The sequence below is a fragment of the Ruminococcus sp. 1001136sp1 genome (assembly GCF_039841815.1).
Taxonomy (GTDB): domain Bacteria; phylum Bacillota; class Clostridia; order Lachnospirales; family Lachnospiraceae; genus Blautia_A; species Blautia_A faecis.
The window spans coordinates 162,206-185,298 of the sequence record NZ_JBDPGY010000003.1; the positions used below are offsets into that span (position 1 = coordinate 162,206).

Consider the following 23,093-nt stretch of genomic DNA (forward strand, 5'->3'; position numbering starts at 1 on the left):
GCATAAAAACGGGAGGTGCTATATGACATTTTATCAGGAACTTCAGTTGAATCAGGCAGGTTCAAAAGACCTGCTGAAAAAAAGTGAGACCGCAAAAGAAAAAATCTATCATCTGTTTGTATATATGGCGAAGGTAGCGGTCACAATGGCGTTTTGTTTTTTATTTGTTACTATTTTCAGCATTCTGCTTGGAAATGAGAACAGTATTGTAGGTGTCGTTGTCTTATTATGTCTTATGGTATTTCGAAATGCCGATCTCGGAATCCATACCGGACAGTCTACCATACTTCTGGCTTTGTTTTTCGCAGTTATGACTGTGTGTCCACATCTGGCAAATCAGCTTTCCCCGGTACCGGGAATGCTGTTAAATATTGCTGCATTGGCAGTGCTGATTCTGTTCGGCTGTCATAATCCATTTATGTTTAATCAGTCCACACTCGTTCTTGGATATCTGTTGCTGTATGGATATGACGTAACAGGGAAAAGCTATGAGATGAGACTGGTGGGAATGGCAGCAGGAGCTGTACTTACCTGTCTGGTATTTTATCGGAATCACAGAAACCGGGTTTATAAAAGAAAGATACAGGATGTACTGCAGGAATTTGATCTCTCTTCTTCCAGGACAAAATGGCAGTTATGCCAGATCCTGTGTGTACCGGCTGTACTTTGTATTGCAGAGCTTTTTAAAATGCCACGTGCAATGTGGGCAGGTATTGCAGCTATGTCAGCGATCTTACCGTTTATGGAAGACATGCAGTACAGAGTGAAGAAAAGAATTGTGGGAAATATTGCAGGAGTTCTTTGTTTTACAGCATTGTATTTCCTGCTTCCGTCATCCATCTATGCATATATAGGAATCCTTGGCGGAATCGGTGTAGGATTTTCCGCAAAATATGGCTGGCAGGCTGTATTTAATACATTTGGCGCTTTGGCTATCGCTGCAGAGAGTTATGGATTAAAGGGTGCAGTCAGTCTCAGGGTGATTCAGAATGTATTTGGTGTTGTGTTTGCTCTGGTATTTTGCGCTGTGTTTTATTTGGGTATGTCAAAAAAAATGGCAGGAGAAAACTGATATAAGTAGCCATTTGGTTGGATGCAATTCTGACTGAATGGCTTATTTTTATGCAATAGAAAATATAAAATTTCAAAAATATATACGCTGAAATCAGCCTATTGCAGTATACGAAATCTCAATAACGTGATATAGTTAGCTTAGATAGGCTTTTTAGAAAACATGCCGTATTTCATATGGCTTCCTGTAGAGCATTGCATCCGCGGTACCTATGGTTGGGAAATCAGGGAGGAGATTGCAGAGCTTCTGGAATCTGGTCCCATTGATAAAACTACCTTTGGAAGCCATTTTTGCCGGAAGTGCCAATCATTGTAGATTCGCTCTGTTGCGCAGGAGTAACGCCAGAGAGTCATGAACTGGCTCTGGAAGCTATGAAAGCGTGTTAGATCAAGGTTATTTAAGCAATCATGATATCTGGGAAAGGTGATATTATGCATTATATTAGAATTACAAAAGAAAACATTGACAAGGAACATATCTGCTGTGCTATGTCAGGAAAAAACAGTATCGTAAAAAAAGAGTGGTTAAAACAGCGTTTTGAAGAAGGATTGGTTTTTTATCGGAGTGCAGAGCGCGGAAAGTGTTTTATTGAATATATTCCTGCTGAGAATGCCTGGGTGCCCATTGATGCAGACGGATATATATACATTAACTGCTTATGGGTTTCCGGTTCCATGAAAGGACACGGCTATTCCAATGATTTGCTGAATGAATGCATTCGTGATGCAAAAGAACAAGAGAAAAAGGGAGTCTGTATTCTGTATTCAGAAGGACGAAAAAAAGAATTTCTGGCAGACCCGAAATATTTAAAATTTAAGGGATTTTCTGTTGCAGATATTTCGGACTGCGGAATCAATCTTATGTATTTACCATTTGACACAGATACTGAGCCGTCAAAATTCAAAGAATGTGCAAGACATCCGAAAGTAGAAGAGGAAGGATTTGTTCTCTATTATACAGATCAATGTCCTTTTACCTGTTACTGGGTGCCTCGTGTAGTGGAAGTGGCAAAAGAACACAATATTTCTTTAAAGGTAATTCATGTTACAAGCAGAGAAGCTGCACAGAACGTTCCGGCACCGGTGACAACGTATGCGCTATTCAGAGATGGAAGGTTTCTGACACAGGGGATACAGTCTGATAAAAAATTTCTGGCTCTTGCAGGCCGGGAATCTGATAGAAAATGAGTTGGCAGAGGAGAAACGAATATGGTAAAAATTATTTCAGACAGTACCTGCGACCTTTCGCAGGAATTATTGAGAAAATACGAGATTGACATTCTTCCGCTTCATATTCTTCTGGGTGATAAAGAATATGGGGATGGAAAAAACATTACCCCGGATCAGATTTATACCTGGTCTGACGCAAATAAGACAACGCCTAAAACTTCTGCTCCTGCCCTGGCAGATGCCATGGAACTTTTTCGTCCATATGCAGAGGCTGGAAGGGAAATTGTCTGCTTTTCTATTTCAGCAGGTATGTCCACCTCTGGAAATGTGATGCGCCTTGCTGCTGAAGAGCTGGGGGCTTCTGACAGGATAAAGGTAATCGATTCTGCAAATCTTTCTACAGGTATCGGTCTTCTTGTAATAGAGGCTGCAATTATGGCAAAGAATAACCGGACAGCTTCCCAGATTGTTTCTGAGATAGAGAGGCTAAAGCCAAATGTGCGAGCAAGCTTTGTGGTTGATACCCTCACCTATTTATACCGCGGTGGACGCTGCAATGCAGTAGCGGCTATGGCCGGAGGTATTTTAAAACTGCATCCCAGGATTGTAGTAGAAAATGGCGCCATGAATGCTTCTAAGAAATACCGGGGGAAAATTAATTCTGTTATCATGGACTATGTTAAAGATATGGAAAAAGATTTAAAAAATGCGAGACCAGAACGTGTATTCATAACACATTCTGGCTGTAAACAGGAAACTGTAGAGAAAGTGCGGGCTTATCTGGAAGAGCTTGGCGTTTTTGATGAGATATTGGAAACCAGGGCAGGTGGTGTTATATCAAGTCATTGTGGACCTGGCACATTAGGTGTGTTGTATATTGCAAAATCGTAAAGCATGCCCCCCTTTTTATAAAACTGCACAGTATAGTTTTTCATTTGGCTTTGTAATTGTTATTCATCCCTGACACACTTCCATAAATTGCTCAGCTCGCTTTTTTCCTGGCTTTTGATAAATTCATCAACCCCAATCATGGCAGTATCACCAAAATCATCAAAAGCGCTTGCAGGAGTCTTACAGAAAACAAATCGGATACTTGAAACATCGTAATTTGGTGATTCGTCGAAGTGCAATGCAACATCCTTTGCTCGCCGAAGGCTGTTGATTGCTTCTTCTTTTTTACACAGCGACAGCAGAACATCCGCTCGCAGTGCCAAAAGAAATGCTTCGCTTTTGTCCATATATCCCTGTTTTTCGGGATCTTTTAGCCCGGGATAAAAGGCAAGAGCCCAATCCACAAGAGCTAGAGCATTTGCATAATCTTTTGTCTTACAGAAAACATTCATATATCCCACCACAATTTCAAAGTGCGTCACAGTTAAATCTAATAATGCCCTCGATAAAAAGGGAAGTGCTCCCTCCGGATCATTGCAAGAGGACGCAAGCACCATTCCAATCGAAGAGTGGTTCAGCCGACATGGATTGTTCTCTTTCAATAATGCAATTCCTTTGTCATATTCCCCAAGCGCAAAATGGATTTCAGCCATTTCCCTGCGAACAGAAACATCACTTATCTCCGGATCTTTGTTTTGTCCGATCAGTATACATGCACGTTCACAAAGGGAAAGCGCCTTCTTTGAATAAGCAGCATTCTTTTGCGTCAGTCCTCTTAAACGGTAGATTCTGGCACTGTAATAAACAACATCAAAACAATTCGGATAACACTGTAATGCCTTTTCAACATCAGAAAAAACATCCTCAGTATCTCTGTCGTGAGAATACTGCTTCAGCCTTGTAATTACAGTTTCTCTGTTATTGTTTCTAAACTGGTATCCGATAAGCGCATCGATAGACACCTCAAACAGATCTGCCATCTCCGCAATCAGGTTTAATTCCGGCGTCGCCACACCCCGTTCCCATTTTGAGACAGATGCAAAGGTAACGCCTAAAGCTTCCGCTAACTGCTCCTGTGTCATAGCGTGTTCTTTTCGCAACTTGCTTATATTTGCAGAAAGTGATAATTTCATCTTTGGTACCTCCCTTTTTCTTTATATCTATATTTTACTGCAAATTTGCAAATAAGGAAGGTATCAAGAGTACAATTAGTTTAGTTTTTTTTGGACTGTTAGTTTAGCATTTGCATAGTCAGCTTATCATAATTATTTATGCGAAAATGAATTATTGGGGGATATTTTTGTTTTCTATGCGTCTAATAGATGTAAAGAAAAAGCTGGCCGGCATGAAAAAGAGGTGGTATTTAAATGACAAAAGAACAACTGGGAAATCTGATCCTGGATTCGGAAAGACAATTATACTCAACTGCAAAAACAATCTTATTCAGTGACCAGGACTGTGCAGATGCTATCCAGGAGACAATTGTAAAAGCTTTTTCCAAAATAGACACATTAAAAAACGATAAATATGCCCGTACCTGGTTGATCCGAATTTTGATCAACGAATGTTACAACCTCGTACGTAAGTCCAGTAAGTTTATTTCGTTTGAAGATCTGGAGGACAGACTGGAAATGGAATCAGAAAAGTCAAAGGATTACAGCGAATTGTATGCCGCTGTAAATTCCTTAAAAGAGGAGCTGCGTTTGCCCGTTATTTTGTATTACATAGAAGATTTCAGCGTAAGAGAAATCGCCCAGATCCTTGAAATATCGGAAGGTGCTGTTCAGAAGAGACTTGCAAGGGCAAGGGGAAAATTAAGGCAGGAATTGCAGGAGGTGCTGGTATGAGATTAGAAGATATGAAAAGCGATATTCCCGAAACACCGGATTTTATCCATAAAATGATTCAAAATGAGGTTGCAAAGCAGATACAGGATACAAAGGTGATGAATCTTCAAAGAAGAAAAACATGGACGATTCCCAAAATCGCAGCTGTAGCAGCTGCTTGTACGCTGGCAGTTTCCACAGCAGCATATGCAGGTGTAAATCTGTATCACTGGTTTCTGGAGAAGCAGGGCGCTTATGGTGTAGCGGTTAAAATTGATGCCGATAGCATGGCAAAGGAAACCATGCTTCCAGATGAGGTTCCAGAGGTAAATCTGTTTGCCAGATATATTCCAAAAGGCATGAGCTGGAATGACGAGTATCATCTTCAGTATCCGGAACATGAACAGACCGGCGGGTTTAGCTTTGCATCTGTTCTGTTGGATAAAAATGATCTGGGACAGGTTGTGCAGGATCAGAATGTTATTGATAGCGAGGAGCGTACATTTGGAGAATATCAGGGAGTATACCTAAAGTATAATAGCATCGCCAAAAGTGGAGCTTTTAACCAGAGAATTTACCTTGTCTGCCCGGATTTATACCGTGTGATTATGATCTACATAGGAGATGACGTATCAAAAGAGGATGCCATAAAGGTGGCTGAGAATCTGGTGATTACGGGAAACACAACTATGGTAAAAACTGCCGGGATGCCTACCTGGAGTGAAGACATGATAGCTGAAAAGATAGAAAATGATGATGATGAAATAATCACTTCTGTAAATGAGAAGGAGCTGCCTGTTTACCAGATCGGTGACACCTTTGATCTGAATGCGACTGGGGAAGACACAAATGGTGAGTATCTGACGAAAACCATTTCTGCAAAGGTGGATTCCATCCAGATCGCAGATGACCTTCAGCTTCTTGAGCCTGACAAAATACCGGAGGAATGGACAGAAGCAATTGGGGCTGATGGAAAACTGTCTGCAAATACATTGAATTATGTAAAATCTGGTGATGGAATCAATTCCCTGGATGAGATTGTGAAGTCAGAAGCTGTGAACCAGAAACTGGTTTATGCCACAGTGACCTATACAAACAATTCAGATGAGGAAATCGACCATATGCTTTATCTTGGTGCTTTGCTAACCATGACAAAGGAAAATGGAAGAGTACAGATTTACGTTCCAACGGAACAGTCCGGCGATGGCTATGACCGCATCACCTGGGATGGCATGGCAAAGACCGGAGAAATGGTTTATTATAATGTCTCTGAAAATTATGGCAATGGCGGAAACTACATTTCCTCTATAAAGCCAGATGAAAGCGTGCAGCTGAACATGGCCTGGATCGTAAATGAAAATGACCTGGAAAATCTGTATCTTAATGTAACCGGTGATGGAGCCTCGTATGAGTTTTCTGAAAATATACTAAAAAATGGACTTGTAGATATTCGCAAATAATAGTTTAAATATGTAAAAAACGAAGCAAATTAACCATTTCCGGCAGTCAACAGCTGTCGTGTTAAAAGTCCCGGAATGCCAGTAATGTGGATTCCGGGACTTTTGGATAAAAACTAAAAAATGGTTGTCTCACGTTTAATTAGAGTGGGTAGTACTGTTTTGTGAATGGGGGTCTCCATAATAGCTGGGCGACGCTTTTTACGGTTTTTCATCTGCATGACGAGGATATCCATGGCTTCTTTAGTAAGAACATCGATTTGCTGATGTATCGTGCTGAATGGTATAAGGTATTCTGACGCAATCGGTGAATCGTCAAAACCAACAACCTGATAGGTTGGCGGTAATTCTCCGTATTTCTTTAGAACCAAATTTAAAAAAATAGATGCCAAAGGATCCTGCCACCAATGAAGATGCTTACGCACAAATAATTTATATGCCAGGTAGTTCATATCCGATTCAGGATAAAGATGTTACATTGTATGCAGTTTAGGCACAAAACAGTGGAACGCTGATGGAAGATATTACGATTGCGGTAAGAAATGATGGCAAGGTACCCTCAGAACCCGCCATTTAAATAGCGTTTTTCGAAATCAGAAATGAAATCGAGAAACGCTTCTTATTTCCGCAATTTTGCTTCGTCCTGTAAATTTCAGTGTACCTATTCTTTTGGGTCAGATCATATCGTAAAGGAAAATTATTGGATTAAACATAATTTTACTGGCTGTAATGATAGTGACAATGAAATTCTTTTACTATATTCTGATAATGTAAAGATTGCATAATATTGATTGTGGAAAGGGGGCAGCAGAATGAAGAAAAGGATATTGACTGTGGTGATTGCAATCGCAATACTGGCAGGAATTGCGGCACCGGTAAGGGCAGAAGAAACTGTTCCGGAAGAAGCCGTGGAGTGCCTGACAGAGATGCCTTATGAAGCATTACCGGAAGAAGAGTTTGAGTTTGATGAAGCAAGCAGAACGATTACTGCGTATATCGGAACATCTGTGGATGTTATTATACCGCGTACGATTGGTGGTGTGCCGGTAGAAAATATTTCTTATAATGCTTTTGAATGTGCAAGAGATTATGTGCATTCGGATATGGCAACCAATCAGAAAGAAGGCGAGTGGCTGCCAATGCGCTGTCTGATTCTGCCGGAGACATTGAAGTCTATAGAGGACAGTGCTTTTACCCACTGCCATGATCTGGAAACTGTGATTTGTTATGCACCTCTGGAAAATACGAATAAAGGTTTATTTGAGGAATGTAAGGGATTGAAAACAGTGATTTTTGTGAACGGGGTTGGAGAGATGGACAATTACCTGTTTAATTACTGTAAGAATTTGAAGACCGTATGGTGGAAGGGAAAGGTAAACAGAATCGGGGTACAGTGTTTTGGAGCTACAGGTTTGGAGCAGTTCTGTGTGAATGCGAAGAATATTGACAGTTATGCATTTATCGGATGTGAAGATTTGAAGGAAATACACATTCGCAGCGGAGTTGAGAATCTTAATATGACAGCATTTGCAATGCTGACAGGAATCGAAACAATTTGTCTGGAAGGGATTGATCCAGATGTAATGGAAGCAGACTGGGTGAACTTACAGAACAGCACAGTTACTATCATGGTGCCAGAGGATACTACTGATGAACAGCTGCAGCTTGTGACTCAGAAGTTTGCCAGTGCATATATAATTGTAAATAAATCCCAGGTACAGAAGGACAGCTGCCAGCTGTCGGATGATCCAATGCCGGATATTGATGGCCTAGTTGGTGCGTATGGTATTTAACCGAATCAAGTGCAAGTAGCGAAGCGAATCTGGAATATCCGCTTGACAGGGAAATCTGATTAACCGTCAAGGTACATTGATATTGTATACATGAAAAGATCCCAGTAAAGTGGAGGCGTTTTAGCCATTCGCTTTGCGGGGATCTTTTTCTGATTTGCACACTCAAATGTCTGCAAAAACAGGTTATTTTGATCCGAAGAATATAGAATAGTTAAGCTATATATGATAATATAAAGACATCATACACATAGGAGCTTCGATAATTTGAACACAGGTCACGAAGCGACTGCGTTCATGAGCAAGTAGCAAAGCGGACCTGGAATGTCCGCTTTACTTTATCAGAAAGGAAAACAAATGAGAAAAGCAATCGTATATGCATCTGTGCATCATGGAAATACAGAAAAATTAGTAAAGCGCATAGCAGACGAGTGTCAGTTCAGTTTAATTGATGCTGTAAAGCAGCCAAATGCAGATCTGAGCAGCTATGATATGATTGGTTTTGCATCGGGAATCTATTTTTCGAAATTTCATCAATCATTATTGGGATTTGCGGAGAAAAACTTACCAGACAACAAAAAGGTATTTCTGATTTGTACTTATGGTGGAAATGCGAACTATAAATCCATAGAGCAGATTTTGAGTAAGAAGCATTCTAAGGTGATCGGAAAATTCGGATGCAAGGGTTATGACACATTTGGTCCATTTAAACTGGTTGGTGGAATTGCAAAAGGGCATCCAGATGATGAAGATATTAAAAATGCAGTTGAGTTTGTAAGAGGATGCCAGATAAAACTTTGTTGATGGTATCTCCTTATTTTGGAAATAGAAATATTGTGATTGGCGAGGGAAAATGCGGATAAATCAATCTGTTAAAAGGAGAGCGAAAATGATGATCAGAGACGCAAAAGAAAAAGACATTCCGAGAATTCTAGAGTTATTAAAACAGGTGCTGCAAATTCATGCAGATATAAGACCTGATATTTTTATTCCGGGTACAACAAAATATACCATAGACGAATTGAGAGAGATTTTGAAGAATAAAGAAACACCAATATATGTTGCAGTAAATGAGGCTGATGTTTGCGTAGGGTATGCATTTTGTCAATTACGGGAGCAGCCTTTTTCAAATAATATGGTTCCATTTAAATCTCTTTTTATTGATGATCTGTGTATTGATCAGGAAGCACGAGGGCAGTATATTGGTGAAAGCCTGTTTGAATATGTAAAAAACGAAGCAAAGCAACTGGGCTGCTATGAAGTGACATTGAATGTATGGACAGGAAATACTTCAGCAGAAAAGTTTTATGAGAAAATGGGGATGCGAACAAAAGAAAGACAAATGGAATACATATTATAAGTCCTGTTTTTATGGTATTATTAAAAAACAATGTGGACTGGATATCAGATGGAGGGACCTATGACAGAAAGAGAAAAAATGCTGGCAGGAGAACTGTACGATTGTGGAGATGCGGAACTGCTGACACAATGGCATAAGGCAAAAGATCTGGTAAGAGATTATAATCAGATGAATTCTGCGGATGCAGATGAAAAAGAACGAATTCTGAAGGAACTTCTTGGCGGAAAAGGCAAAAACTTATGGATAACGGCTCCTTTTTACGTTGACTATGGTAATAATATCTACTTCGGAAATAACTGTGAAGTAAATATGAATTGTACCTTTCTTGATGACAATATAATTCGTATCGGTGATAATGCCTTAATTGCACCGAATGTACAGATTTATACGGCATTTCATCCGACAAATGCCATAGATCGCTTCGGGATACCTAAAGAAGACGGATCATTTGAATTTTGTAAAACACAAACAGCACCAGTTATCATTGGAAATAATGTATGGATTGGTGGCGGAGCTATTATTTTACCGGGCGTTACCATCGGGAATAATGTTGTGATTGGAGCAGGCAGTGTTGTAACAAAAAATATTCCCGACAATGTGATTGCTGTAGGCAGTCCTTGCAGAGTGGTCCGTAGGAATCAGTAACAAACATGTTTTATCCAGATAAATATACAAGTGGGAGATATTATGCCTGAAATACAGAAGAAAATTGAATTACTACAGAAAATTGCACATCGATTTAATGAGGCAAATATAGAGTGGGCTTTAGGCGCATCTATGCTGCTGTACTTTAAAGGGATTATTTCAGAATTTCATGATATTGATTTAATGATCTCTGTTCATGATGCTGAACAGGTCCGGACGATTTTATCAGAAATGGGAGAACTTCACGCACCGATTTGATTTCCGGTATTATTGCAGTTATATCGGTATTGGTAGGAACTTATATGACGTCAAGTGGAATCAAAAACTGTAAATAAAAGATTTTAGGGTTAGGAGGGATTAATAGAACTATGAGCAAAAGATTGCTGGTAGAGCAGAAGCATACAAAAGCGGGAATAGAGTTTATCAAAGAAGGTCTGGAAGAGTTTGGCATAGAGAAAAAGCAGACCATAAAGACAATGCTTTTAGTAGAGGAAGTATTGGTGAAATTAAGGGAGCATGCCAAAGACCCTGATAAAAATATCTGCATTATTTTGAATAAAAGGTTTGGCAGGGTATATGTGAATCTGTCACTCCGTGGTGAGAAATTCCAGTTTATTTATGGTCATACCATAGAAGAAGTACTGGACCAGGAAAATGATGATCTTCAGAGCGCACAGGAAAAAGAAGAAAAAATAATCCGGGATGTCCTTCTCAAGGCGAATGAAGAAAGACTGCGCTATAAAAACAAGAACAACATGAACCTGGTAGAAATTACAGTACAGAAAAATCCCCATACCATGGTATTACATACAATGCTGGCTTTAATAGCTGCAATCGTAATAGGTGTATTGATGAAAGTGTTTGTACCTTCAGGCGTGAACGAAGCACTGAACAATACTATTTTTACATCTATCAGTACAATGTTCCTGAATGCTTTGAAGATGATTGTAGGCCCGGTAGTATTTTTCTCCATAGCATGCTGCATTTCCCAATTTGGAGATCTGAAAGAAGCCGGACGTATTGGTGGAAAAGTCATGGGCTTTTACCTGCTTACCACGGTTCTGGCAATTCTTACGGCAACAGGTGTGTTTGAATTATTGAAGCCAGGTAATCCAGAGCTTGCGGCAAAACTGGCTGGAGATGCAGCTACGGTGTCGGTTTCGGATGTAAGTATTTCAATCAAGGATACAATTGTAGGAATCATTCCGGCAAACTTTGTAAAACCGTTTTTAGATTCCAACATGATGCAGCTCATCTTTTTGGCAGTTCTGATTGGAATTGCATTAGAGAAGATCGGGGAGCATTCCAGATTATTAAAGGATATATTCGAAGCATGCAATGACCTGTTCCTGAAGATTACAGTGATGCTGGTACGCTTCATACCTGTTGCAACCTTTTGCTCCATTGTATCGGTTGTATTAAAGACAGGACCGGATGTGCTGTTGTCCATGCTGGCCATGCTTGGAACTTTTGCAGTGGGAATCGTGGCGATGATCGCTGTATATTGTATATTACTTGGAGTAATCGGCCGTTTGAATCCGATTCCCTTTTTGAAAAAATACAATCCCACAATGCTTCAGGTGTTCGGCATGGCTTCCAGTAATGCGGCGATCATTGTGAACATGGATGCCTGCGAGAATAAACTTGGTATATCAAAGAAAATCTATTCCCTGTCTATTCCCCTGGGGGCAACGGTAAATATGGACGGAACCTGTATATATCTGGTGATATTTGGCATGGCACTGGCAAGAGTTTTCGGTGTTGATATCAACGGTGGAATGATGCTGTCTATGTTTTTCTCCGTGTTTGTTCTTTCTGTAGGTGCGCCAGGAGTTCCAGGAGCGGGGCTTGTATGCCTGTCTGTACTTCTGACACAGTTGAATGTTCCGCTTGCAGGAATCGGACTGGTCATGGGACTGGACTCCCTGCTTGGAATGATGCGTGCAATGAGCAACAGCCTGGGCGATGTGACAGCATCCCTAATTGTTGCAAAATCAGAAAAGAAGCTTGATATGGAAAAATATATGAGTTAGATTGAAGAAACTATAAAAAATAGGTATTAAGCTTTCGTATAGAAGCTACATGCCAATCCATGGTTTATGTCAGGTACATGCACTTGCTTATAATATATTTAATTAGTTTAGATGATTGGCGTTATCTGCAAATATGAGAAAACAACGCATAGAATTTCTCCAATTTTTAAATTTTCGACGACGGTCAGGACGGTGATTTATACTACAAATACCATTGAATCCCTGAATTCTACCTACCGGAAACTGAATCGCCAGAGATGCGTATTCCAAGCGATACAGCTCTATTAAAGGCACTGTATCTTGCCACATTTGAAGTTACCAAGAGATGGACCAGTACGATCCGGAACTGGGCACAGGTGTATGGTGAACTGAGTATTATGTACGAAGGGCGCCTTCCAGAGTAACGAATAAACAGGCGAATAAGACGGGCGGAAAACCGTCTGCTCTCACAAAGTTCTTCCTCAGCTTAGCACCTCATTCCCTTCGTACGCCACACCTCCACGCAGTGAATAGCCCCTCACGTCCCCTTTTCCGACGCGGAGACGTAAAGTGGTGTCATGAGCAGGAGTTAAGGTGTAGGTGACATTCTTCCCCTCCCATTTAAGATCCACGCGGATGTTTCCGTGGGCAATGAACCCCGTGGCTTCCCCATTTCTCCAGGAGGGTGGGAGCGCAGGGAGAAGGACAAGCTCTTCTCCCTGGCTTTGAACCAGGATCTCGGCAACCGCAGCACTGTAACCTAAATTTCCATCAATCTGGAACGGTGGGTGGGCACAAAATAAATTGGGATAGATGCCACCTCTTCGTATTCCCATTTCTTCCATTGGATCTACTACATAAAACAGGTTTTTCATAATTTTCTCCACATGAGCGCCATCTTCCATACGGGCCCACATCAGAACCTTCCAAGCCAGACTCCATCCGGTTCCCTCATCCCCCCGAAGTTCAAGACTCTTTCTCACTGCTTTATATAATTCCGGTGTTTGTGGAGTAATGCCGCAGCCAGGATGAAGCTCATAAAGATGAGAAACATGGCGATGATGCACATCCTGTTCTGGAAATTCCTGGTTCCATTCCAGAATCTGTCCCTTGCTTCCAATAGCAGTAGGTACCATGCGCTCCAGCGCTTCCAGTACATCACACATTATCTGATTCTGCAAGCCAAGCACTTCACAGCCCTTCACATAATCCCGAAACAGGTTCCTTGCAATGGCCAGGGTGTTTTCACTGTATTTTGCTACGGAACAATCTTCATAAAATAGATTTTCCGGTGAGGTGGCGGGACAGATGGCAAGTCCCTGATCTGTTTCCTGAAGCTGAGCCAGACAGAATCGCACATTTTCCTCAAGTATAGGCATGATTTCTTTCAAATACTCTTTATCTTCTGTAAATAAGTACTGGTCGAACAGATTTCGGCAGAGCCATGCCTCTCCAAAAGGCCAGAACGCCCACACCGCTTTTCCTGTTGCAGGAGAAGTTTTACCCCAGATATCCGTGTTGTGAAAACAGGCAGTTCCTTCACAGTTAAGCAGTTCTCTGGCGGTTTTCTGTCCATTTTTAACCAGCGCTTTGCAAAGATTTACCAGTGGTTCCTGCATTTTGGCAAGATTCAGAGGCCCTGTCATCCAGTAATTCATTTCGGTATTGATATTTACGGTGAAATCACTGAACCATGGTGGAATAATATCATTGCTCCAGATTCCCTGCAGATTGGCAGCCTGGGTCCCTGGTCTGGAAGATGAGATGAGCAAATATTTTCCGAAAGCAAACAGGATTGCATAAAGCTCCGGGTCAGATGCGCCCTCATGAAATGTTGCAAGACGCTCCCGCAGATCATACTGAGAAGTTTCAGCAGAAATCTTCGGTACATCATCCCACAGTCTCAATGAAGTTCTCCCATAAAAAGACCTGTATTCCTCTACGTGCTCGTTCAGCAGCTCTTCAAATGGTTTTGAAAGTTTTTCTAAATCGGCAGCCAGCATATGATGAATTTGGGCATCGGAATATTGCTCAGTATATGCTTTGTCAAATCCCCGGAAGCTGGTACGGATTGCCATACGGATTTCCACCCCAGTTACATGCTCCAATAGAATTCCATCAGCAGATCCAGTAGCTCTTCCACCTTCTGCAGTTACGCACCCTTCTCCTATAAAGTGTACACCCTGAAGCTCTGGTTCGTCCGGGAAAAGGAACTCTTCCGGTTTATTTTCCTTAATAACCTTCAGTCCGCTTCTTCCCGGACAGATTCCGGTAAGCGTGAAATGATTTTCCTTATAATCTTTCTCACGGATAAAGGCTCCGTCACAGTGGACCAAAATAGAAAATGGCCGGCTGCTATTAATCTGATACACAAGTCCTTGAGCCGGTGCGCTGATAAAGCAGGTACGTGTAAACTTAGCTCCATTTCTCACATAGCACTCAGACGCCACAGCCCTGTCTAAATCCAAATGTCTCTCATAATCTGTCACAGCTGTATCTGAATCTGGCGAAGCACCTGCAACTGTATCTCCATCAGCACCATAATTATCCTCCACAAAATCCAGAAGCAGATCTCCAAAGGGCAGATAAACCTGTACATCCTCAGCTTCTTCCAGCTTCTTTTCCATAACCAGTTTTGCTTCTTCATATTTCCCTGCCCTTGCAAGCTCCCTGGCCTGATTCACTACTTCAGGGGAAAGTCCGGTCTGTCCGCTGTAAGGGGATCCTGACCATAAGGTGTCCTCATTTAACTGTAACACTTCATGATCCAAAGCTCCGTGAATAACCGCTCCCATTCGTCCATTTCCCAGTGCAAATCCCTCCAGCCAGCATTTTGCCGGATTTTTATAATACAATTCCATATATTTATTCCTTTCATTATGGTATATTGGTGTTATGATCTGTCTACTGATGATACTTCTTTCCATATTCCGATGGCGAAATTCCCATGCATTTCTTAAACAGCCTGCTGAAATAAAGCTGATCATCAATTCCTACCATGGAAGAAATCTCTTTCATGGACATGGTATTTTCCTTGATCAGGGTTGCGGCCTTGCGTATCCGCAGATTATTCAGATAATTGGTAATGCTTGTGCCAACCTCAGATTTAAAAATCCTGCACAGATAACTGGAGCTTAAATTTACGTTTGCAGAAATAGAAGACAGGGTCAGCCTGTACATGTAATTTTCCTCCATATACTCCAGGGTTTTCGCTACATCAGTTTTATAGTGTCCCTCATTAGAGGAAAATTCCCGGAACACATTTCGCGCTTCCTCATAATTTTCCAACATTTCCTGATAGGGCATATCTGGTGCAAAGGACTGATACATGGTAAAACGATTGTATAGCTTTTTTACCAGCTGTTCCACCTTAATTTCACTGTCGGACAGTTCTGTCTGGGAAAAAACAACCAGTGCGCTATAATCGTTCAGCACCAGAATATAGGGCTGAAGCACTCCCTGAACCGCATCCAGGATCATATCCCGCAGAAGACTCCCGGAGATGGAGAATGCGTCATTAGATAAATACTTCTCAAAGGTTACATAGCAGACGGCACAGGAAGCTTCCATAAATGCAAGTCGGGTTTTAGCATGCTGTCCCATATAATCTGAAAGCTTTACATCCTTCTGAAAAAATTCCAGCAGCAGCTTTGCTATATCCTCTTCCGGATCCTTTTTTTCGGTTTCCCAATTTCTGGGCACTTCGTCCTTTAATTTTTCTACCGTTTTATTCAGACAGGCAAGAAGGGTATCTGGCTGGATCTTAATTTTTAGCAGATAATCTGCCGCACCAAGCAACAGTGCACTTCGCACAGAATCAAAATCCTCGTAATTGCTAAGTACCAGAATTTCTCCCGGACAATTCTTTTCCTTTAAAGTCCGAATCAGCTCAAGCCCGTCCATCCCAGGCATTTTCAGGTCTGTGATGATCACATCCGGATGATGCTGTTCGATCAAAGGCAGTGCCTCAAGTCCATTTGATGCCGTTCCGCAAATAGAAAAGCCATGCTCCTCCCAGGGCAGGATGGAACGAAGTGCAATTTTTACAATGGGCTCATCATCCACAATCAGTATACTGTACATGTATCGTCCTTTCTGACCAGTTGTGTATTTTATGAAAGCGTATCCGCATAAAGCTCCGGCAGGGTCAGGGTACAAGTAGTTCCTTTTCCTGGCTGACTGTTAATTTTCAGCCCGTATTCCCATCCGAAATTCAGCTGGATCCGGTCATTTACATTGGCGACGCCAATCCTTTTCCGCTCCGGGTGAGGCGCCAGGGCGTCATCTGTCACCTCAAAGCCTTTGCCGTCATCAGACAGTTCGATAATTACATCCTCATTTTCCCGCCAGCAGGTAATCTGAATCTTCATCACCGTGCCATTATCTGACGAACCGTGCATTACCGAGTTTTCTGCCAGGGGCTGCAGAATCAACTTTGGAACCAGGCAGGAGAGCTGCTCATCCTCCTCCACATGGAAAGAATATTCAAAGCTTCCTGCATACCGGATCCTAAGAATGGAAAAATAATTTTCCAGATTTTCCAGTTCCTCCTGAATAGTAATATATTCATTCTTATTGGTAAGGGTATTCTGTAAAAGACTGCTTAGCGCCTGGATTCCGTCGCTTACAATCTGATCCTTATGCATGGCAGCCACAAACCGAAGACTGTTCAGAGTATTGAAAAGGAAATGAGGATTCAGCTGATACTGAAGCATCTGCAGCTCCAGCTCTCTTTTTTTCTTTTCCTGGGACTTTTGCTGGTCCATCAGATGTTCGATGGTATCTGCCATATGATCCATGCTGCCGGAAAGCCGGGAGAGTTCATCCTTATGCTTGTCCTGAATACGCACAGATAATTTTCCTTCGGAAACCTCACGGCAGAATTCCAGCATTCTTTTAATAGGAGACATAATTCCCTGATATACCATGGCTACAATTCCGATGCACAGTAAAACCAGAAACATTACCACTACAAGAATCTGTTTCAGCATGGCATAAACCTCTGAATTGATATAGTGGTAAGGCATGGTATATACAAACAGCTGATTCAGATTTTTATTAAAAATATAGGTCACCAGCTGTTCCTCCCCATTCTCATGGATACTAAAGGAATCGGTTTTCTTTGGAAGCCTTTCCTGGATTTTTTTCAGAAGCTCATCATCCGTTTTCTCCCCCAGGGCTATACTTCGGTTCCAGGAAGAGAGCACCGTTCCATCCAGATTCATATACATAATATTGGAAGAATCTGACAGTCCCACAGGCTCCAGTACTGTCTTGGAAAAGATTTTTTCTTCAATAGAAATCAGAGTGTAGCCGATTACCCGGCTTTTGGAATACTGCTCGTAAATCCTTCTTCCAAGAACCAGAATATTTCTGTCACGGTAAGTATGTGCATAAGCCCACACATCCTGGTCCTGCTCTTCAAGCTGCGACAGGATCCGGTCCACATCTTCCTGATAGAACCCGTCATAGCCCAGATCATAAAAAATATTTCCATCGGTATCATAGACAGTAATATTTTTTGCCTGGGCAGGATAGATGATTTTATTGCGGATCATGTTTTGAATCTCAAGCATCGCCTGATTCTTCTCCATATCTGTCATGTCTTTTTTTAGAAGACCTTTTTTAATCTCTTCACTAATACAGATGGAACCACACAGATACTGGTATTTCTCAATCTCACTTACCATATTCAGATTGATCATGGACAGGGTCTGGGAAATAGATGCAGAAAGCTTCTCCTGAAGTGCCGCGGAAAATATATGAAAAGAATAGCCGCTGATTCCTACCAATGGTATAATAGAAATCATCAGAAGGGCAATTACAAGTCTTGTTTTGATGCTGAATTTACGAAATCCCTGAAAATGATGTTTTTTTTCCATGGAGGTTCCTCCTGTTGCTGACCACTGACGGGTATCTGTCAAAATATTATTATTTTCATTTATTATACAGGAAAAAAACAGAATAATCTATGTAAAAGCAAAAGATGAAAAAATAATACATATATGCCGCAAGAAAATCCATATCAGATATTATTTACAAGAAAATGCTCCATAACGAGAATCGTTTTATTAATTTACGACAAAAGATTTTCGCAATATAATAGCATCATCAGGCAAACGTAATAAAACAGCCAACCAGAAGGAGGAAACACCATATGAAAAAAAGATTTGCAGCATCCGCAATGATTCTTGCCATGAGCGCAGCTACTGTACTTTCTCCGCTCACAACATTTGCGGAAGCAGAAGAACAGGAACTGAACATTGCCATTTTCCAGGGTGGATACGGAGATGCTTACTGGAATCAGATGGTAGAGCTTTTTGAAGCAAGCCATGAGGGCGTGAAGGTAAATATGACGATCAGCCCGACTATTGGTGATATTATTCGTCCACAGATCGTAGCCGGAAACGCGCCGGATTTTATCTGTCTCAACGATGGTGGTGAGGACGGCGTAATTCTTTCTTTGATTAAAGAACATGCACTTTTAAATCTGGACGATGTATTTGACGGAGAAAACTATGCTGGAACCGGTACTCTTCGCGATGACATTACAGACGGAATTCTTTCCAGTACAAAGTGTGCACCATACGGAGACGATGAAATTTATCTGGCACCATTTAACAGTGGTCCGCAGGGTTTGATCTACAACAAGACCTTTTTCGATGAGAACAATCTGGAAGTTCCAAAAACATGGGACGAGTTTTTCACACTTGGCGATACCTTAAAGGATATTGACGGACGTGCGCTTTTCACCTATCAGGGAATTTATCCGGGATACATGGAAGAAATGCTCTGGCCGGCAATTGCAAATGAGTGCGGTGAGGAAGCTCTTACCAAGATTGCCAATTATGAGGAAGGTTCCTTCAACAACGAAGGTGTGTTAAAGGCTCTTACCCATATCAAAGAAATTGCAGAGAAAGGTTATCTGTTAGAGGGTACTGTAGGTATGAACCATACAGAGTCCCAGACAGAGATGATGCTTGGAAAAGCTGCATTTATCACGAACGGAACCTGGATGGAAAATGAGATGCAGGATGCTCCAAGAGAAGAAGGCTTTGAGTTTGCAATGGCCCCGATCCCAACTGAGAACGCAGATGATGTGCATTATGTATTCGACAGCTGTGAGCAGTTCTCCATTCCGGCTGCTGCAAAGAATCCGGAGCTTGCAAAAGAATTCCTTCGTTTCCTGTACAGCGATGAATCCGTATCTGCATTTGCAGAGGCTTCCGGTGCCCTCTATGCTACCAAGAGTGCCCGTGAAGTAGCAAAAGATAAGCTGTCTACTGCAATCTATAATATGTACGGAATCTACGAAGAGGCAAATGCTTCTTCCCTGATCATGAGCTTTGCAGCAGTTCCGGCTGACTGCAAGATCAACCCGAAAGATGAGATCTTCAATCCGATCACTTCTGTTATGAACGATGAAATGACAGTAGAAGAGTGGGCACAGAACGTGGAAGCTGCTTTCGCACAGGTTCGTGCTGATATGGAAGCTGCCAACTAAACTTCATATGCCAGCCGGATAAAAACGGTAAAGCATGGAAAGGCTGCTGCACAGTGTATGCGGCAGCCTTTTGTAACCCTGAACAGATAGATTGCCAATCGGTGATGTCATCCACATTTTTCAATATTTAAATTTAAAGAGGTGAGCAAGCGTGGTAAAAAAGCCCAGATTATTTATAGCCCTGTGTACGCTTCCTGCATTGATCTTAACCATTGTTTTTATGATTGTCCCTATGGTAAATGCCATTTATCTGTCTTTTACCAGTTCCACTGCACTTAGCGTAGGCTTTAACAGCAAATTTGTATTTTTGGATAATTACAGGTATATGTTCCAGGATAAGGATTTTCTTCAGGCACTGTTTAATACTCTTAAGCTGATGCTGGTAATCCCGGCTGTGACCATATTTCTAAGTCTTGTATTTGCATTTATCCTTACTCAGGGACAGCTTAAGGAAAAGTCATTTTACCGGACCGTATTCTTTTTCCCAAGTATTGTTTCCATGACTGTAGTTGGTATTGTGTGGTCCTTTGTGTTTAATCCCACAAGAGGAATTCTGAATCATATGCTGGATCTGTTCCATCTTTCCACCTGGAAACACGCATGGCTTGGAGAGGGAAAAACGGCTCTCTGGTGTATCGGTGCAGCCTTGGTTTGGCAGGCCATTGGTTATTACATGGTCATGCATGTGGCTTCCATTGATGGGATTTCCCAGGAGGTTTATGAAGCTGCTTCCATTGACGGTGCAACAGGAGTGCAGAAGTTCTTTAAGATCACCATTCCGTTGCTTCGCAGATCAATTGGAACGACCTATATACTTTCCCTGTCTGGTACTATCAACTTAAGTTTTACCCTGTCCAATGTTATGACAGGTGGTGGACCAAACGGCGCATCCAGTGTCCTGTTGCAGTATATGTACACCCAGGGTATGAGAAATGCCAACTTTGGATATGCCATGGCAATCGCCATGTTTACCCTTGGCCTTGCAATCGTCCTTGCAATGATTTCTAAAAAAATATCATCTGAAAAAGAATAGGAGGGAGACTGATGAAAACTGTAAGAACCTGGTGTATCAGAATCCTGATGATTCTGTTTACCGTTATCTTTTTGTATCCGCTTTTCTGGAACCTGATGTCTGCGTTTAAGACAAATGCAGAATATCTGACAGATCCTTATGCATTGCCCGCAGCTTTGAATCTGGATAATTTTGTGGCAGCATGGCAGAAAGCAAATATTGCCGCTTATTTTGGAAATTCCATATTTGTAACAGTGCTTTCCACTGTATTGCTTCTGCTTTTGGTCATTCCCATCTCTTATGTACTGGCAAGATACCGTTTTGTGGGCAGCAGGCTGATTTCTACGGTCTACATGGCTTGTATTTTTCTGCAGGCTACTTACATTATGATTCCTTTGTTTCTGGAATTACAGGCTGTGAACGGATTAAATAACCTGCCGGTATTATGTCTTGTTTATGCAGTTATGCAGTTTCCTTTCTGTATTTTTACCTTACAGGGATTTATGTCTGCGGTACCAAGGGATTATGAGGAGTCTGCAAGAATTGACGGTGCTACTAATATCCAGCTGTTATTAAGAGTTATGGTGCCTCTTGCAAAACCCGGGATTGCGACCATTACGATGTTAAGTGCCATGGGCTTCTGGAATGAATATCCACTGGCACTTGTTCTTCTTACGGAAGATGCAAAGAAAACCCTTCCCATCGGTATGGCAAACTTGTTTGAGGTGCAGAAATATGCTACAGACTGGGGTGCCCTGTTTGCCGGACTTGTAATCGTTATGATCCCAACAATTATTATCTATCTCATTGGACAGAGATATCTGCTTCAGGGAATCGGTGCAGGCGGGTTGAAGGGATGAAAAAAGGAGAAATCATATGCCAACTGATCAGGAATTAATAAAAATAGTTCCCTCCTGCCGCCAGATTGCCTATCAGGCAACAGAGTTTTATGCGTTTTTTCATTTTGGAATGAATACGTATACCAATCGGGAATGGGGAGATGGAACGGAAAATCTGCAAATTTTTAATCCTACAGAGTTTGACGCAGACCAGTGGGTGACTGCAGCACAAAATGCCGGCATGAAAGGCGTAATTCTTACCTGTAAGCACCATGACGGCTTCTGCCTGTGGCCTACCAGATATACCAGTCACAGCGTTGCAGCAAGCCCGTGGAAAAATGGCAGGGGAGATGTGGTCCGGGAAGTGTCCGAAGCATGCCGCCGCCATGGACTGAAATTTGGAATTTATCTTTCTCCATGGGATCGAAACCAGCCTTGCTATGGAAGTGGAAAAGAATATGATGATTACTATCTGGCACAGCTGACTGAGCTTCTCACCGGCTATGGGGATATTTTCAGTGTCTGGCTGGATGGTGCATGTGGGGAAGGACCTAATGGGAAAAAACAGGTCTACGACTGGAATCGCTATTACGAATGTGTTCGAAAATATCAGCCAGACGCATGTATCTGTGTGTGCGGGCCAGATATCCGATGGTGTGGAAATGAAGCTGGCGATGTAAGAAAATCTGAGTGGAGTGTTGTTCCTGCGCGTACAGCACTTGCAGAGAGTGTACAGGAAAGAAGCCAGCAGACCGATGATGAGGAATTCAGAATGCGCCGGATTACCAGTGATATGGAAGATCTTGGAAGCAGAAAAGCGCTTGAAGGTGAAACGGATCTGATCTGGTATCCGGCAGAAGTAAATACTTCTATAAGACCTGGATGGTTTTATCATCCAGAAGAAGATGATCAGGTGAAAAGTCTGGAAGAGCTGGTTCATATCTATATTGGGGCTGTTGGAGGAAATGCAACCTTTTTGTTAAACATTCCACCTATGCCAAACGGACTTCTTCATAAAAATGATGTTAAACGTCTGGAAGAATTTGGAAGCTGGAAAAAGAAATCTTTTGCTCATAATTTAATGAGTACAGCACATGTTTTTTCGGAAAATGAAGATCCGGCGCATCCGGCTTCCAATTTGACAAAGGATACTTTAGAAGCATGGTATCAGCCTGAAAGCAGTGAGCTGCCAGTAGAGATAACGATTTGCCTGGACGACTCATACAATTTGGGGTATCTGGTATTAAAAGAGGCTGTCTGCTATAGCCAGAGAGTAGAAAAATATGAGGTATTTGTTAAAGAAGGGGAAATATGGAACAGTATTTACACAGGAACGGTAATTGGCTATCAGAAGATCATTCGTGTTAAGGGGAAAAAAGCCAGGGAAATGAAAATTGTTTTACATGATTTCCGTGTACTTCCGCTTCTAACGTTTATTGGGATTTATCCGGAAAATACCTGAGCGGTTAAGTATTGTTTTATATTATTTCATAAATTAAATAAATAATTATTTATA

At 41.7% G+C, this 23,093-nt stretch carries 20 protein-coding genes and 1 pseudogene; 16 read left to right on the forward strand and 5 right to left on the reverse strand.

The genetic code is table 11. From position 1 onward, the window contains the following. The first annotated feature begins 22 nt into the window (after nt 1–22). From ABHC48_RS04125 to ABHC48_RS04135, 3 genes are all read left to right on the forward strand, one after another. Nucleotides 23–1,072 (forward strand): FUSC family protein, encoded by a 1,050-nt coding sequence (locus tag ABHC48_RS04125; protein ID WP_173717784.1) that lies wholly within the window; start codon nt 23–25, stop codon nt 1,070–1,072. Nucleotides 1,073–1,503: 431 nt separating this feature from the next. Further along, nucleotides 1,504–2,259 carry a YoaP domain-containing protein gene (locus ABHC48_RS04130; protein ID WP_195699191.1) on the forward strand — a complete coding sequence of 252 codons (756 nt, stop codon included), beginning with the start codon at nt 1,504–1,506 and terminating at the stop codon, nt 2,257–2,259. A gap of 21 nt (nt 2,260–2,280) precedes the next feature. Further along, nucleotides 2,281–3,132: a DegV family protein gene (locus ABHC48_RS04135; RefSeq protein ID WP_118578085.1), complete on the forward strand. Its 852-nt coding sequence runs from the start codon at nt 2,281–2,283 to the stop codon at nt 3,130–3,132. Between the two features lie 59 nt (nt 3,133–3,191). Here ABHC48_RS04135 and ABHC48_RS04140 read toward each other — a convergent pair whose 3' ends face one another. Then, the gene (locus tag ABHC48_RS04140; protein ID WP_195699190.1) at nt 3,192–4,265 is read right to left on the reverse strand and encodes a helix-turn-helix transcriptional regulator; all 1,074 of its coding nucleotides are present in this window, start codon (nt 4,263–4,265) and stop codon (nt 3,192–3,194) included. A gap of 234 nt (nt 4,266–4,499) precedes the next feature. Here ABHC48_RS04140 and ABHC48_RS04145 point away from each other — a divergent pair, with 234 nt between their 5' ends. Beyond that, nucleotides 4,500–4,979, forward strand: coding sequence for a sigma-70 family RNA polymerase sigma factor (locus ABHC48_RS04145; RefSeq protein WP_118578087.1), 480 nt, complete (start codon nt 4,500–4,502; stop codon nt 4,977–4,979). Continuing rightward, nucleotides 4,976–6,418: a DUF4367 domain-containing protein gene (locus tag ABHC48_RS04150; protein WP_195699189.1), complete on the forward strand. Its 1,443-nt coding sequence runs from the start codon at nt 4,976–4,978 to the stop codon at nt 6,416–6,418. Before ABHC48_RS04145 ends, ABHC48_RS04150 begins: the two co-directional genes overlap by 4 nt. Nucleotides 6,419–6,531: 113 nt before the next feature. Here the strand turns inward: ABHC48_RS04150 and ABHC48_RS04155 are convergent, their stop codons facing one another. Continuing rightward, complete coding sequence (locus ABHC48_RS04155) at nt 6,532–6,807, reverse strand: substrate-binding domain-containing protein (RefSeq protein ID WP_173735591.1); 276 nt, start codon at nt 6,805–6,807, stop codon at nt 6,532–6,534. Between the two features lie 420 nt (nt 6,808–7,227). On the opposite strand from ABHC48_RS04155, the gene ABHC48_RS04160 reads away from it, so the two are divergent. The 7 genes and pseudogenes from ABHC48_RS04160 to ABHC48_RS04190 form a co-directional block, all read left to right on the forward strand. After that, complete coding sequence (locus ABHC48_RS04160; RefSeq protein ID WP_195699188.1) at nt 7,228–8,208, forward strand: leucine-rich repeat domain-containing protein; 981 nt, start codon at nt 7,228–7,230, stop codon at nt 8,206–8,208. A gap of 354 nt (nt 8,209–8,562) precedes the next feature. Beyond that, nucleotides 8,563–9,009: a flavodoxin family protein gene (locus ABHC48_RS04165; protein ID WP_195699187.1), complete on the forward strand. Its 447-nt coding sequence runs from the start codon at nt 8,563–8,565 to the stop codon at nt 9,007–9,009. A gap of 85 nt (nt 9,010–9,094) precedes the next feature. Then, the gene (locus ABHC48_RS04170) at nt 9,095–9,565 is read left to right on the forward strand and encodes a GNAT family N-acetyltransferase (protein WP_195699186.1); all 471 of its coding nucleotides are present in this window, start codon (nt 9,095–9,097) and stop codon (nt 9,563–9,565) included. Between the two features lie 60 nt (nt 9,566–9,625). After that, on the forward strand, nt 9,626–10,210 hold the full coding sequence (locus tag ABHC48_RS04175) for a sugar O-acetyltransferase (RefSeq protein WP_195699185.1): 585 nt from the start codon (nt 9,626–9,628) through the stop codon (nt 10,208–10,210). A 42-nt stretch (nt 10,211–10,252) separates the two neighbouring features. Beyond that, nucleotides 10,253–10,468 (forward strand): hypothetical protein, encoded by a 216-nt coding sequence (locus ABHC48_RS04180; protein WP_118578092.1) that lies wholly within the window; start codon nt 10,253–10,255, stop codon nt 10,466–10,468. A 110-nt stretch (nt 10,469–10,578) separates the two neighbouring features. Then, entirely contained in the window at nt 10,579–12,243 is a 1,665-nt protein-coding gene (locus ABHC48_RS04185; protein WP_195699184.1) for a dicarboxylate/amino acid:cation symporter, read from the forward strand. Between the two features lie 153 nt (nt 12,244–12,396). After that, a pseudogene (locus ABHC48_RS04190) lies at nt 12,397–12,647 on the forward strand (transposase); the annotation flags it as partial. A gap of 57 nt (nt 12,648–12,704) precedes the next feature. On the opposite strand, the gene ABHC48_RS04195 reads toward ABHC48_RS04190, so the two are convergent. Genes ABHC48_RS04195 through ABHC48_RS04205 form a run of 3 tightly spaced genes read right to left on the reverse strand, consistent with a single transcriptional unit; the run spans nt 12,705 to nt 18,104 of the window. Beyond that, nucleotides 12,705–15,083, reverse strand: a complete 2,379-nt coding sequence (locus tag ABHC48_RS04195; protein WP_195699183.1) for a glycoside hydrolase family 95 protein — start codon at nt 15,081–15,083, stop codon at nt 12,705–12,707. A 43-nt stretch (nt 15,084–15,126) separates the two neighbouring features. Continuing rightward, nucleotides 15,127–16,305, reverse strand: coding sequence for a response regulator (locus ABHC48_RS04200; RefSeq protein WP_195699182.1), 1,179 nt, complete (start codon nt 16,303–16,305; stop codon nt 15,127–15,129). 29 nt (nt 16,306–16,334) lie between these two features. Beyond that, entirely contained in the window at nt 16,335–18,104 is a 1,770-nt protein-coding gene (locus ABHC48_RS04205; RefSeq protein ID WP_195699181.1) for a sensor histidine kinase, read from the reverse strand. A 275-nt stretch (nt 18,105–18,379) separates the two neighbouring features. Between ABHC48_RS04205 and ABHC48_RS04210 the strand changes: the two genes are divergently transcribed. The 4 genes from ABHC48_RS04210 (at nt 18,380) to ABHC48_RS04225 (ending at nt 23,039) form a co-directional block, all read left to right on the forward strand. After that, nucleotides 18,380–19,726, forward strand: a complete 1,347-nt coding sequence (locus ABHC48_RS04210) for a carbohydrate ABC transporter substrate-binding protein (protein ID WP_118578097.1) — start codon at nt 18,380–18,382, stop codon at nt 19,724–19,726. Nucleotides 19,727–19,877: 151 nt separating this feature from the next. After that, entirely contained in the window at nt 19,878–20,759 is an 882-nt protein-coding gene (locus tag ABHC48_RS04215; protein ID WP_148462043.1) for a sugar ABC transporter permease, read from the forward strand. Nucleotides 20,760–20,770: 11 nt separating this feature from the next. Next, entirely contained in the window at nt 20,771–21,598 is an 828-nt protein-coding gene (locus tag ABHC48_RS04220; RefSeq protein ID WP_118578099.1) for a carbohydrate ABC transporter permease, read from the forward strand. A 16-nt stretch (nt 21,599–21,614) separates the two neighbouring features. Then, the gene (locus tag ABHC48_RS04225) at nt 21,615–23,039 is read left to right on the forward strand and encodes an alpha-L-fucosidase (RefSeq protein ID WP_195699180.1); all 1,425 of its coding nucleotides are present in this window, start codon (nt 21,615–21,617) and stop codon (nt 23,037–23,039) included. The last annotated feature ends 54 nt before the right edge of the window (nt 23,040–23,093 follow it).